Source organism: Dyadobacter sp. HNCC25DJ186 (genome assembly GCF_056895235.1).
In genome coordinates this window covers 189,156-203,712 of sequence record NZ_JBXHAS010000010.1, presented here as the reverse complement: position 1 = coordinate 203,712, position 14,557 = coordinate 189,156, and the positions used below count along the sequence as shown (strand labels likewise).

General features: G+C 34.6%; 12 protein-coding genes. All 12 read right to left on the bottom strand.

Going from position 1 to position 14,557, the window contains the following annotated elements:
• Positions 1-184: 184 nt before the first annotated feature.
• The 12 genes from AC1XUO_RS24230 to AC1XUO_RS24175 all read right to left on the bottom strand — a co-directional run bounded on the left by AC1XUO_RS24230 (position 185) and on the right by AC1XUO_RS24175 (position 14,540).
• Positions 185-1,519: a capsule assembly Wzi family protein gene (locus tag AC1XUO_RS24230; RefSeq protein ID WP_483332421.1), complete on the bottom strand. Its 1,335-nt coding sequence runs from the start codon at positions 1,517-1,519 to the stop codon at positions 185-187.
• A gap of 143 nt (positions 1,520-1,662) precedes the next feature.
• The gene (locus AC1XUO_RS24225) at positions 1,663-2,664 is read right to left on the bottom strand and encodes a sugar transferase (RefSeq protein ID WP_483332420.1); all 1,002 of its coding nucleotides are present in this window, start codon (positions 2,662-2,664) and stop codon (positions 1,663-1,665) included.
• A 229-nt stretch (positions 2,665-2,893) separates the two neighbouring features.
• Positions 2,894-4,825, bottom strand: coding sequence for a hypothetical protein (locus AC1XUO_RS24220; RefSeq protein WP_483332419.1), 1,932 nt, complete (start codon positions 4,823-4,825; stop codon positions 2,894-2,896).
• Between the two features lie 128 nt (positions 4,826-4,953).
• Entirely contained in the window at positions 4,954-5,685 is a 732-nt protein-coding gene (locus AC1XUO_RS24215) for a CmcI family methyltransferase (protein WP_483332418.1), read from the bottom strand.
• 202 nt (positions 5,686-5,887) lie between these two features.
• A complete protein-coding gene (locus AC1XUO_RS24210) occupies positions 5,888-6,634 on the bottom strand; it encodes a glycosyltransferase family 2 protein (RefSeq protein ID WP_483332417.1) in 747 nt (248 codons plus the stop codon).
• Positions 6,635-6,688: 54 nt separating this feature from the next.
• Positions 6,689-7,816 (bottom strand): glycosyltransferase, encoded by a 1,128-nt coding sequence (locus tag AC1XUO_RS24205; RefSeq protein ID WP_483332416.1) that lies wholly within the window; start codon positions 7,814-7,816, stop codon positions 6,689-6,691.
• A 106-nt stretch (positions 7,817-7,922) separates the two neighbouring features.
• Positions 7,923-8,945, bottom strand: coding sequence for a glycosyltransferase family 2 protein (locus AC1XUO_RS24200; protein WP_483332415.1), 1,023 nt, complete (start codon positions 8,943-8,945; stop codon positions 7,923-7,925).
• A gap of 64 nt (positions 8,946-9,009) precedes the next feature.
• Complete coding sequence (locus AC1XUO_RS24195) at positions 9,010-10,176, bottom strand: hypothetical protein (RefSeq protein ID WP_483332414.1); 1,167 nt, start codon at positions 10,174-10,176, stop codon at positions 9,010-9,012.
• Positions 10,177-10,415: 239 nt separating this feature from the next.
• Positions 10,416-11,183 (bottom strand): glycosyltransferase family 2 protein, encoded by a 768-nt coding sequence (locus AC1XUO_RS24190; protein WP_483332413.1) that lies wholly within the window; start codon positions 11,181-11,183, stop codon positions 10,416-10,418.
• 36 nt (positions 11,184-11,219) lie between these two features.
• The gene (locus tag AC1XUO_RS24185; RefSeq protein WP_483332412.1) at positions 11,220-11,939 is read right to left on the bottom strand and encodes an FkbM family methyltransferase; all 720 of its coding nucleotides are present in this window, start codon (positions 11,937-11,939) and stop codon (positions 11,220-11,222) included.
• Complete coding sequence (locus tag AC1XUO_RS24180; protein ID WP_483332411.1) at positions 11,936-13,429, bottom strand: oligosaccharide flippase family protein; 1,494 nt, start codon at positions 13,427-13,429, stop codon at positions 11,936-11,938. The genes AC1XUO_RS24185 and AC1XUO_RS24180 overlap by 4 nt, the downstream gene beginning before the upstream one ends.
• An 85-nt stretch (positions 13,430-13,514) precedes the next feature.
• Positions 13,515-14,540, bottom strand: a complete 1,026-nt coding sequence (locus AC1XUO_RS24175) for a GumC domain-containing protein (RefSeq protein WP_483332410.1) — start codon at positions 14,538-14,540, stop codon at positions 13,515-13,517.
• Positions 14,541-14,557: the final 17 nt, after the last annotated feature.

Sequence of the window (14,557 nt, the reverse complement as noted above, 5' to 3'; positions counted from 1 at the left end):
AAATGGGGTTTGGCCCGTGGATCCGGCTAGAGAAAGAGAAGCCTTGTATATTAACGTGGAATCCTGCCCATGACAGACCGAATTAAATAAAGCAAAAGCTAGTAATAAACAGATACGCATCAGGCGAGTGTAAGTTGGCATTCAAAAGTATAAAATGCTCCGCAGGAAACTTTACCTTTTTTAATTATTTGATAAAACCAACCTTACGCCATCCAATCGTAATGGCAGAAGTATTGTCATATAGCTTTCCAGCATCTGCCGCTAAACTTAGGCTTAAAAGACTTTTATTCCAAATTGGTATAGGCCGTTCGGCACTTATTATTATGGAAGATTGATTTAGGTAAGGACTAAAAGGCGATCCGTAAGTCCCGAAATTTCTAGAATAGGTGCCCTTAAATGCAAAATCAATTTTATTCCAACTGGCCAGTAATCCTAAATGAAATGCAATGATTCTGTTATTAATTGTAAAACCTTTATTTCCAGGCGTAAGATTCTTGCCCATCATATTTTTATTAACAATTAAGGATGTTCCCAATGATCTTCCCCGGTAAGACCAACCTTGATCGTAAACATAGTGATTGAAATAATTGTCATTTCCGAAAATGCCCTTCTCATAGTCGAAAACGCTTCCTCCCTGTTCCTTTGTATATAAAAATTCAAGCAATAGGGTATTGAATTTTAAAGATAAGTCACTCTTATCAATTTTTTTACGCTTAAACCTTATTCCATTTAATCCATCTGATATGTTTGTTAATTCTGAAAGTGAACCATCCTCATATATACTTTGACGATATACAAAGACATTCCAAATTTTTCCTCTCCATTCCCCGCCTAGATCAATAGTCCCAAAATGATTCCCGACCCTGCTGCTGCTCCAGGGTTTACCAATTATGACGTATTTATATGCTTCCCGTTTTTCAAGTCCTCCGGTGAAAATCTTGTCCTCTCCGCCCCACATCGCCTGATGGTTAAAACCTGCATACAAACTGAACTTATGGCTCAAACCTCCCAAGCGAAGGTAGAGAGATTTCTGATGCATATAGGTTTCAGGAATCTCGGGAACATTTCCGTAATTGATTTTGCTTGAACCTAGTAGACCATCTGAATAATAGAACTTAAACGCTATAATATCATTCAGAGGAATTATGTTTACAAAATTGGGTGTAGAAATTCGGATTTTGGGATAAGGACGTGTATTGGAGCTTACTGCTACTGATCCTGATGTAAGTGTGCTATCAGACAGACCTGAAAATTCCCTACGTGGTCCAACACTCAATTCAACAACTCCAAACTTGGCAGCAGCATATAAATCCGTGAAGAATATTGAATTGGATTTTCCAGTATTTGTTATGGCCTGGGCCCCAGCTGAAAATTGTAAAAGTCTTGGGTTGCCTGGGTTATATATCTTGAAAATGCCCCACTGTCCTGAAATAAAGGAGCCATCTTTAGGAATGGCTCCATATTGATTTGATTGTATCCAAAAGGGAGAATTTTCACTGGATAGTGATCCCTGTAACATAGCAGAATAGGTTACAGTTGAATCCTGGGCGTGAATTAGACTATTGGATGATAAGAATATAAAGATTGAATAAACAAGAGCCTGTAATTTCCCCATTACAATGTTGATGGTATTTTCTGGAAAAAACAGGCAAGTGGGGTCGTTTAAAGACCCTTTCTGCCAAGTATTACCCAAATCGTTAGTAAAATGATTTTTAATTCGAGCTGTATACTCCAATTCTTTATATAGTAAAGATCGTACATCAGCTTATGCCGCGCATCAAACACTCCTGCACCGTACGGGTACATCACCTGCGCATATCCAGTAATTCCGGGTTTTACATTATGTCTTATATTGTAATACGGAATAGTCTCATCAAATGTCTCCGTAAATACAGGTCTTTCCGGTCTGGGGCCTATTAAAGAGATATCTCTTCGGAATATGTTGATGATTTGAGGAAGCTCATCTATTCTGCTAGCACGCATGAAGGAACCATACGAAAAAATTCTTGAATCTTTTTTTCTAGAAAAGCTGGCGCCATTTTTTTCCGCATCCATACGCATTGATCTAAACTTGATACAAGCAAAATCCTTGTTATTCATTCCTACTCTTTTCTGAAGATAGAATACCGGGCCGGGAGATTCTAATTTAATACGGATAAAGCTTAAAATCCATAGAGGAAGACTCAACATAAACAATGCCGCAGATATTGCAACATCGATTATTTTTTTTGGATAACGAACTCTCCTCCCAAAGTTTAATAGTGAGCTGATGTTAGGATTGGTTTCAGAAACATTGGCAGGAATATAAACTTTTTTCAAGAAGGTTTCGCAAAAATCATAGACCGTGCTGATTCTGATCGACTTATTTTTTCGTACGACTAACTCATAAATAACATGGTATTTACTATCATATTGAGGGTTAGTCACCAAGTGAATTTTTTCAAATTTATCGAGAAGTGGACTCACTTCGTGATTTAGTAAAAAATCATCATCGGTTGATTGTGGAATAAGAATAATTTCCTGATAGTTTTTTAGAAGGAGAGCCAAATCATATTTTTGAAGAAAATAGTCATAGCTGGTAATGATCAACACCTCGTTGGTAGTGGCACTTTTACTACGTAAACGATGTATGCAAGTGTGGTTTGCTGTATAGATTTTCCTCATGTGTGTGAAGATAGAGTGTGTTATTTAAATAGTTGTGTGTTTTGAATACAAGTTTATATAAAAATCTTGTAAATAAAAAAATATGGTTTGTCAGATTCTAATAAAAACAAGCTTATTTTTATCCAGTAGTTAAGATTAGATTCAGTGAACTTAATTGACTGATTTAAAGTGTTGTTTATTGTTTGAAATATATTAATGATTTGTTGCAAGCTAACGTACTAAATTGAACTTAAAATGCAAAATCAGACGATTCTAAAAAGCTGTACAATTCAGCAATTGTATTGAATTCCAGGATTTGCCAGCCACTGATCTGAAATGCTTTGGTAGATCCCGAAATATTATTGAGCATAGCACGGTCTTTTCCAGTGTTTAGCGCTCTACCAATAGTAGCAATTGTTCTCCAACTATTATCAACTACTATGCCTGTGATATTTATAAAATTGCCAGTTCCATCCGTTTGATTCAGTGACATAGTAAAGGATGGACCTTCGGTCTTTATCGTAGTTAATGATAGATATATTTTGCCTTTGACTACTGATAATGGAGGGGTCATTAGGCCATCATTATTTGCGCAAGTAATATTCCAGCAGGTTCCATCAAAGATGCCTCCATTTATCTTTGTTACCAATGATTTCCATCCGCCTCCGGTAACACTATTCTTACCATGTGTTTCGCTATATTTTTTATTAGTGTTATGGGCCGATGTTAGGTGTGTTTTATGTTTTGTGTAAAATCCTAGTGCTCTGTTGCCCACTTGATTAATTCCTGTCTTAATATAATGAGGTAAAAAGATACCGTCAGCAGTTATATTCTCTCCTATGATAGAACCCGTACCAGAAGCGTGTATTTTATTGCTAAAAATGGTACAATTTTTTAAATTAACGATCGTATTATCTGCCACGTATATTTCAGTAAATCCAGTGTTTTCCAGGGATACCATACCCCCATTTACATAGAAGTCACATACTGGCATAATGTTTCCGTTGAAATTAACAGGAGTTTGCCCCATTAGTGAGTTTTCAATCCAAACTCCGTTTACAACTATTGGATATTCTCCAAAACCGACGGGTTGGGTTATGTATATACCTACTCGTGCTGCTTGCATTGCTCCACCGTAAAATTTAATATTGGCATTTTTTGCGAATTTACCTTTCGGATAGTCGACTACTACATGACATTCGTTCGCAAAAAATTGGCATGAAATGAATGTTTGTTCACTCGGTTGAGTATCGGTAAAGGCAGTTGTAATGTTCAAAATTTTAGTTTTTACACCCGATGCCTCGAATACGTTTTTGATAGCTGTATAGCCGGAGACGTAAGTCCCAACAACACAACCAATATAATTCTTCCTAAAAGTACACCGAATGAAACTGTTATCAATTGTTCCATTTGATAACAAGCCAATCCCTGCGCTCTCAAAAAAACAATTGTCAAATTGATAAGATGTTCCGCAATTAATGTAGAGACCATGGCGATCATTATTAATACCTGAGATTGATAGATCTCGGAAGAAGCATCCGTTTGCAGGATATCCAGATTCGATTCTTATTGCAAATTGATTGGATTTAGCGGAGAAGATAACTGAGTTTGCTGCATTGAGACCCTGAATAGAAATATTATCACTGCCGTTCCAAATCAAATTACAGGTATATATTTTTGCTGATAATTTTAAAATACCACCACCTTTATTTTTTAGAAATCGTACAGCCCTCATCATATTGACAGTCTCGTCTATGAAACTCGTATTGTTCGTAACGCCAAACCATTCCGGGCGTACAAATCCTTCAAAAACACGCTTATATCTTTTTCTGTTAGTGGTAATTACCATAGCACTGTCGTCAGGGCTACTTGTGTCTGTAGAGTCATAAATGAAGATTCCAGATTGTCCTCCTTGGTTAATCTGTATCATTTTCGCTATACCAGCTTTTCCTTGTCGGAGCTCTTTAATTGACAAACATGGCGTCCTATCGGCAGCCATGTTTGTAAACTCCTCTAATGTTTTGCCATCTGCATTCTGCATGGATAATAAGTATGTCTGTCTACCATTTATGAGATCGATTTCCATTCTTATCTTTTGTTCTGGCGAAAGTGTGTCGGGCTTTTGTCCGTAACTGTTCAAGCAGTTGATTGCAAACAATAGACTTATAAGAATTTTCTTCATTTAAAGGGACTCTATTGATGTAGGACTAATGAACAAATTAGGTAGACATTTATAATGTTCTTAAATTCTGATTTACTTTTTATGTAATAATCATAAACCGGAGAATATTTTAGTGGTAACTTACATAGTTATTTAATTCTTTTTAGAAAGCCTCTATTATTATATGTTAGCAGAAATTTCTGACAGTCAAGGTCCACTTCAAAATTATTATTTGACAATAAAAACTCTTGTGCCGCTTCAAAAGGTCCTGGTCCATGAGCAAGGTTGGTCGGATGACCATTTACAATAGTATCTTCCACAATCAGGTAACTATTTAAGGATACAAATTTCCAGTACGCATTTATCTCATTTAATACGTTTTCTTTACTGTGATCCGAGTCCAGCATCACAAGTACAGTGTCCTCAGGCTTGATAATATTACTTACTTCATTTACTATTGAAATGCTGGTAGATATTCCTCGTAGTGGAATTATTTTTGCTGCTTTCGTGTCGAAGTTGAGCTTGGGATTAATGTCTATCGTTATAATTGTTGTATCGATTCCCAGCATTTTAACCATATCTGAGAAATATAATGCAGATGCTCCGAAATGTGTCCCGGTTTCAATAATGTATTTGGGCTTTATTTTTTGAATAAGTTCAATATAAACCCATAAGTCACATGGGTTTTTAAGCAATTCATGACCTTTCCAATTTATGCCATCTCCACCTCGAGCAGTATAGTAAAGATCAATAAATCTATCAGTTATATCTTTTCCCGCAGTCGAAGCTAGAATCTCTTCTATATTGTGTTTAGGCGGTGTGGGTAGCATGGATTTTATAAATGATGCCGTTCTTTTCAAAAATACCGTAAAAGAATTCATAGTGATTTGGTTAAGTGAACTAAAATAATTGATTAATTTATTGAACATCAATAATGACTTATAATCTAGCTTAATGAACTGATACTCTTTCTATAAAATAGAAGCTCTTGATGTGTAAATTCCTTTTCAACTATAACGTTGTTGTAATGTCTAAAAGATCAACACCTTTTAGTTACTTATTCTCGGCTAAAATTTATTACTATTAAAATTGAATTAATTTTTGTCGGACCCTCTTAAACCAGAATGTAACAGGAATCCTTTTGTTATGAGTTTTCCAAACTTTTGCGATTTCAATATTTCCTTTAATTACATTTAAGACTGATCGATTTGTAGCTCCCCCCAAACGCATACGTACCAAAATATTTGGAAGATATACTGATTTGAGATTGTAAATTTTTAAAAGGCGAAACATTATTTCAAAGTCAGCGGCGAATTTAAACTTGATATTGAAGTTGCCAACCTCTTCATAGGCTCTTTTCCTAACAAAAAAGGAAGGATGCGGCGGCACAAGTCCATCATTGAAAAATTTATCATAATATTTACTGCTTTGCCAAAGTCTGACAACTTTGTTCGTATTTTGAGGATCTACATAAACAAGATCGCCATATACTAAATCAGTTGTTGTATCGGATTCAAATATGGATACCACTTTGGCTAGTGTGTCTTCTGTGTTATAAAAATCATCAGAATTAAGGAATCCAATAACTTCTCCAGATGCAATTTTTAATCCTTTGTTCATTGCATCATAAATTCCCTCGTCAGGCTCTGTTACCAGATGATTTATGTACTTCTTATATTTTTTAATTATATCTGGGGTTTTATCCGTAGACTTTCCATCAATTATTATGTACTCAAGATCTATGTTTTTTTGAGAAATTATAGAATGAATTGTACTTTCTATTGTCGTTTCTCCATTATAGACAACTGTAATAATGGATATTTTAATCATGATAGTTGTGTTATAGTGAGTATCAAATGGCCTGTCCCAAAAGGTATTTAATTTCTAATTATTATGATTGATTAATTTTTGATAAAACTGTACATGTCGATCTGCCAAAATTTTAATATCGAGGTGTTGCATGGCAGTTCGTCGCCCATTTTTGCTGAAATTTTCCATATCCACCGGGTTATTTAAAATTGTTAGAATTTCTTGGGCTAAGGCATCAGAATCTTTAACAGGTTGGATTCTGCCACAATTATGAATAGCAAAGATTTTTTTTAAGTCTCCAACATCTGTGCTCACAACGGGTACTTGCATTGCCATTGCTTCGAATACAGATATTGGTCCGGATTCATTGTTGGAGCAGCAGAGGTATAAATCTGCCTCTTCCAGAAGCGCAATAATATCATCTCTTTGACCTAAGAACTCAACATTTTTAGTTTCAAGACTATTCGAAAGATCAATTAATTGTGCATAAAGATTGAACTGAGTTTCCGGAATTAACCCGACGATTTTAAATTTAACATCATCTCGACATTTATTAACCTTTGCCGCTGTATAAAGCAAAGTTTCAAACCCTTTGTCGGGATTGACATTAGCAACTGTGACAATATTTATTTCATCCTTTCGCTTTTTAAGGTTCTGCGAAATTGAAGGAGTAAACTCTTCCGTATCAACAGGTGGTAATGACAACAATGTATTTGCGACAGGCAAATCATAATACTGTATTGTTCGTTCACAAGAGGATGCAAAGGTTTTAACATCAAACATAGCTCTGATACTTTGAAAAAGGCGTGTTACTATCTCATGTTGATAGGTGTCATGCATATGCCAAATTACTTTTTTACCGAGAAGACGCGCTGCTACAACTCCCTTTATATGTTGTGAACCGTTACAGTATATAATATCAGGGTTATTTTTTTTAATTATGTTAATCAGTCTGGCGACATCTGAAAACATATAAAACACAAATTCAAAAATCGATTTTTTGTTTTTTGATAAAATGTGGAGAGGGATTTTTTCATACTCGATATTACGTGATTTCACATAGGAAATTAAATGATCCGAGTGGTCAGAACCAATGATTACCTTCGACTTTATATTAGGTCCTCTTACATGAAAAGCCAGATCAACGACCATTTTGGCCATTCCTCCGAATCGACCATCTTCGAGTATATATAGTACCTTCATTATTTTGGTTGGAAATTTTGAACAATTTCCAGAGTTCTTAAGTCTTGATTACGAATTTGTATACCTGAAATGGGAAGGTTTAACAGTTTATCCAGATATGAAAAGTCTAGAGATTCGGCGTACTCCCCAGCATCTTTTTCAGGGAGACAATTCCTTGATCGCAAAATTTTCTACCGAACAGTAACAAAAAATAATAGTAGATGTAGTAATAAACAGATTGATTAATCTGAATATTTTCTTCCAGTCTTTTGCAGTAATCCGAAAAAACTTTTCTGCCTTTGTCTCGCTGAATGCTGATTACTGGATAACTGTATTTTGAAAAATTCATTTTCATAAATTCAGTAGACTTTATAGAATATTTTTTATCCATGAAGCCAGTAATATCAAAATAGCCTTTCATGAAATTCAACGAATTTTCAACAGTAACTGTACCCGGTGTATACAGATCCTTTTCCGTTTCTGAGGAACCAAACATGGGGACTCCACGTAAACTTTCATCCTGAATTATAAACGGAACGTCACAAAATGCGGAAGGATGATGAAGTGTAATTTCCGCCAGTAAATATAGTTGATATAATAAGCCACCGTCAAATCTGGTGGTCTGAAAAGGAAGCGCAAATTCTCGTTTGAGGCAAAACCCGGATATAAAAACGCTCTTTCTGAACAGTGACTGATAACTTTCTTCGCCCTTTTCAAAAAATTTATTTTCAGGATAATATTTGAAAAGTTCTCTCTGGCCATTTTTATGAATAAATGTGTGTGTTTTTAAGACATAACCCAATTCTTTATGCTCTTTAAGAAATTGTATAAATCTTGGTAGATTTTCGGTGTCGAACTTGTCATCATCACCCATGAATATTATGAATTCGCCGTTCGCAATGTCAACTAACTGTCTGATATTAGCATCATAACCTATATTATTTTCATTCAGGTAGAGATTTATTTTAAACGGAGAATCTCGTTTGAAGCTTTCGACTGTATCAACAATTTGAAGTCGTTTGGGACTTTTATCTTCGCTTATAACAATTTCCAAATCATTTTTACATTCTTTATTAATGCTTTGTAAAAGCATTAGAAGTTCAGCTGGTCTGTTATAACTCGGAATACAAATTGAAACAAAAGGTGGCATGAATAGTTTTCTTTAATTTATGTAAAAAGCGTGGTATATAAGTGTGGTACAGAGATACTCGGAATTATTTAGACGTTACTATTTCAAAGTTTTCTTGTGACTTTATACTATCAAATTTTTCATTTTGATTTGAAAGTATTTTTGAGTAGTAATAGCATAAAATAAAAAACGGAAGACCAAGTACGAAATAGTGCCCGCTTCTCAACAAAGCAGAAAGGATTGATAGTAGAGAAGCGTGGTTAACAATCACCATTAGCTTGTTTTCAGTATCGGATTTCAGAAAGTTTTTTATTATAAACCAAGTAGTAAAAAAAAGTCCTACATAGCCCATTTCGGATATTATTCTATTAAATAGAGAAGAGGCGTCGTGAATATTGAGAGCGACTGCGTCTTTACCATATCCGGTTATCCATAGTCTTAAGGTATTGTATCTCTCAAATGCAAGATGATGAGATCCGAGACCAGTTCCGAATGGGTGGTCGGACGCATTTCTAATAGCAATTATTAAATGATTAAACAGGATAAGCGATGACCCATTGGAATTTGAAGTATTCGCTGCGTCGAGAACTACTGAACCTGTCATCAACTGTATTGAGGAGTCTAACCTGTCATGAAATTTTGGCGAAATTGAGTATAAAATAAATATGGATAGAATTAAGCCGAAGGCAGAGATGAAAATTCTTTTAACATTTATTTTATTTAAGCTTACTAAAACTATTGAAACTAAAAGTGCAAAATAAGATGCAGATGATTGAGTAAGAACCAGCGCAAGGAGTATCACTATTGCAACATGTCTTGTACCAAAGCCAATTTCTGAGCCTGAAACGCGGGCAACAGCAATATAAACGGCAGGTGCCATCATGAAGCCAAAGGCTGCTGGTTCCCCAGCTATTGAATGAATAGGATAAAACCTACCTGTCCCAAGATCAGATGCTGTCATAACGCGCAGTCCTAACCAACTCAAATCGTAGCCATACCTAAAACCTATTAAAAATGAAACAAATTGCACAAGTCCAATTATTGCTGCCCAGTAGGCGAAATAATAGTAAATGCGCATTAATTTATCGATCCTGTAGTTGGCATGTTTTATTACGAGACTATAAAACCAATAAGCCAAAGTTATACCTACAAGGCTTTTAGAAAAAGATAAAAAGTCGTTATTCCCTAGCAAAATATTTAGAGTACTGATGCTACTAAGATATAAAAGAACAATTAGTAGCCACTTGTCCATTGTCCTGTAGGTGTACACTAGGTACGGTAATGTTATAAAAATCAGCAGATAATAATAATAGAAATCCAGAAACCCCAGACGAATGGATTGTAGAGCAAGAAATATGCAAATGACGAAAGTCGCTTTTATCAATTTATCCATTAATCAACGTTTTACAACTATTATCCATTGAGGTGTATCTGGAATATAGTTTAATGAACTTATGTGTGTGTTTAGTATTTGTAATGCTCAGCCAATAATTATTTACGGAGTTTGGTGAATCTATTAGTCTGTTCTCTAATGAAAAACTTTACTATTACTTTCATATGATGAAAGTAATAATCTGTCTTGTTTAAATGGTTCATTCTTCTTAACATTCTTAAAACTTCCGAAGTTGCGTTTGTCTTCAATAAAGGCGTTCCCGTCGACATGAGGACTGTGATTTGATCTAAAAATCCAGCTTTAAGCGTTTTACCAGGACGCAGTAACATTTCATAATCTGACACAATTTTATACTCCTCACTGTAATTACCAAATTTAGAGAATAAATGTCTTGAATGGAAGGAACCTGGATGTGCAGTTGTCATTCTGTATTTAAACTGTCCCCATTTCCAGGGAAGGCCCACGACTCCTTCTATTGAGCCATCGAGTCTTACCCTTTTTACCCGAGAAGAAATATAATCGTATTTAACATCAGAATTTTCATTAATGAAGCTTATATAGGATTCAAGAGCATTTGGCAATAATTGATCATCAGCTCCTAAAAACAAAATCCATTCTCCTTTGGCTTGTTTAATTCCTTTATTCCAGGCTTGATAAATCCCACTATCCTTCTCACTTATCCAATAGGTAATATGAGATTCGTTTTTTTTTATGATATTGACGGTATCATCTGTTGAACCTCCATCAATGATAATGAATTCAAAATTATTATAAGTCTGATTTAAAATACTTTGTATACACTCAGCAAGGAATTTATCTGCATTAAAGGTTGATGTTATAATCGAGACAAAAGGCCTTTTTTCCATACTAAAAAATGGTTACTCCTAATTTTATTCTGAAAACTAATTTCTCATGAAGATCGCATCGATTTGAAGCAGTTTTCTCGTTTTCGGATGGTAAAAGCCAGGTTCCAATGCCCATAACTCGAAGCCATAATTCCGTAAGAAGGAAATCATTTGCTGCATTGTATATTCACCCTGATATATTTCAACAAGCGACATTTCCAACTGAATCATCGTTAATTTTTCAAGTGATTGTATTGCACCGTCGAGTATTGTTTTTTCAAATCCTTGTGTATCAATTTTAAGAAAAACACGATCGTTACTTTCTACATATTCATCAAAAATAGAATCCAGTTTTTTGATTTCGATTTTTTCTTTTCTTACATAGTTTAAATCTGGAACTACGTCCACCATTTCTTGGACAAAGGGTAGGATCGAGCTACTAGCTGAAAGTGGCGATACATTTATTTCTGAAAATCCGTCAAAATCTCCTAAAGCAAAATTTTTAGGATTCCAATTAGGATTTTTTCTTGAATTGTTCACTAATTGTTTGAAAGTTGCATTTATAGGTTCAAAAGAAATTATTTTTCCAGTATAACCTAAATCGAATATTCCTTGTGCAAATTGTCCTTGATTTGCTCCAACATCAAAAATTTTGTTTATTTTATTGTTGGATAAATAAGTCCTTTGAGAACGTTGGAATTGATTAGGGAATTTTCGTATCTCTAATTTAAATATCAGATTTATAAACCTTTGAAGTTTATCTAAAAAAATGTTCATAGCCTGGAGAGTGTTTTTATGATTGTAAAAAGAGATTCATTATTCATGCTTGTTAATTTTGAATATTGCTTAATAAACGAAGCTAAAATTAAGCCTACAAAAATTACTGATGCTATAATTTTTGTAGTGAGTGTATAGGGATGAATAAATGCCGCAGTGCTGACAAAAATTACTAGTGTAATAGGCAATAGGATAAATTTTCCCCAATCTACTAGTCGAATGTCCATGACATTCATTCCCTGAAATAATAGTATTAATATTGGAAGAAAGAAAAAGTTACTTAATATTACTCCTAACAATCCAATTAGCTGAGCAGAGATATACATGCTGATAAGTGTTAATACGCTACATACTATAGATATTCTCATAACCTTTATGCTTTGTCCAATACTTAGAACGATATAATAACCGGTAACGGATAAGGTATATATTCCATAGATAAAAGCCAGTGTCTGGAATGGGATTATTGAGGTTTTAGTAAAGTTATTTCCAAGAAAAAAGGTTAAAATAGTTTCAGCCCAAATAATTAAAATACCTGAACCAGCCAATGATATGTATACATTTATTAAAAAAAACTTCTTTATAGACTGGGATATATTGTCGAATTTGGTGTATGCCGATATTGAAATGGAACTGATCAGAGGAAGTATTGGGTGTACAGCCTGGGCAGCGAAGGAATTTAGCTGATTGACAATATTGGTGAATATTGTATAAATACTAAGAACTTCTAGCCCTAATGTATTAGCGACAATTAATTTGTCTCCTTGCGAGAATAAAATAGAACCTACATTACTTCCCCATACGCCAAGGTTGTAGTGAAACATTTTTCGAGTTGTAGTCCTACAAATTATTGGTTTAAAGTGTGGGGTTATTTTTACTATTAAAAAAGTTAAATAGCCAGTAAAGGACACCGAAATAACTATACTGGAAATAATATAATTCGGCAAATATCTATCTCCGTTGTAGGCAAGTAATGCCCATATAGAATTAGTAATAATGATTTGTAGAGTACTTACTATATTATATATCTTATATAATTGCCTAGACTGTAAAATAGCCCAAAAAAAACTTTGAATAATACGAATCCCGATAAGAAATGCTCCAATGAACAATGACTGTTCCACCTCTCTACGCTGTATTAAGCTTATTTCATTAAGTGTTGCAGCCAAAATGGGGGTTAAGGTATAAATCACTAGCAAAACTAATAAGGCGGAAATCAGCAAAAGAATTATACCGGAAGTTAGGACTTCATTCCTTTGCTTTATCAATTTTTTATCTATTTCAGGGTACAAGGTCTCTGATAAGAAGTATAGTAATCCCGCTCCCAAACCTCCCTCTGCCAATTGTACAGCAGTAAGGATTGCCGTTGTCCAACTAAGCAACCCAAAAAGATTAATTCCAAGAAACCTCACCAGCAAAGGCATAACTAACACACTTGAGCCCAATTTGAGGATTTGGCCAATTACGTTAAAAATGCCATTCTTAATCATATTGTAGTGATTGTTGTTTTAGTGTGTGTCGAATAATCAACGAAAAAAATAGAATTACTAAACCCGTTTAAATATTTCCATTTTTTTAGCTATTTTTAGAAAAGAAGGAATAACTAAAATAAAAAAGTCCACCAATAAAGGCGAAGACTAATGCGACGATTAATCTTTTAGGTTTAATTCTGGTGTTAGCTACTTTTGCCGGTTCGAGTATTTTGATGACTGGCTGTTGCTCTTTGACTTTTATTTTTGCTTCTTCCCATCTTCGAACTATATCGGAATACAAGGATTGTGCTAAAACATATTCTGATTGCAATCTTTGCTCTTCAATACGTGCTACATTTAGAAAAGCACCCCGATTACTATCCCGATAACTTTGCAAAGCAAATTCAGCATTTTGCAGTCTCTTTTTTGCTTCTGCCACTCTTTGTCCTAAAAATTGAACTTCTCTTGTTGTCTTTTCAGTCCGATAGTCACTTACATATTGAATTAGATATTGACTTGCTGCCTGAACTAATTGGGCAGAAACTACGGGATCTTCGGTTTCAGCGCTAATAGTTATAATTTCGGTTTTAAGATCATATATTGATGTTATTATATCTTGAATTTGCTTTGCATTTTTTTCTTGATTCTTAGATAACAAAATTATTTCCTTACTGATCTTTTTATTAACGGTACTTGGAATTTCTTTTGAAGAAGAGTCATCTGTGTCATTACGATGTAAGTAATCCTGTACTGATTTATATGCTTTGCTATTTTCGTCGATTACAGGCTGCTGTAACATGTATAAGGAAAATGGAAATGTTTGTAAAATCGCAGGATATAATTCTGGTTGCAGAGCACCACCGCTTTCATTTTTTGTCAGTCCGCTAAGGCGCGCTAGGCCTGATAGCGATCCCATTCCATTGGAAGATGTTCCTGACTCCGGCAGTAAAGTAGAATACGAACTATAAACAACAGGTAAGAGAAAACTTAAAGCATAGCCAATGACACCAAATATGAAGCCTGCGAAAATTGTTTTGTAAGCATATTTATTAACAAATTGAACTATATCTGACATACCTATTTCAGGTATTGTTGACGATTTTTCAAGGGGATTCAGATGTTCTGCCATTACTCTTTGTATAATAT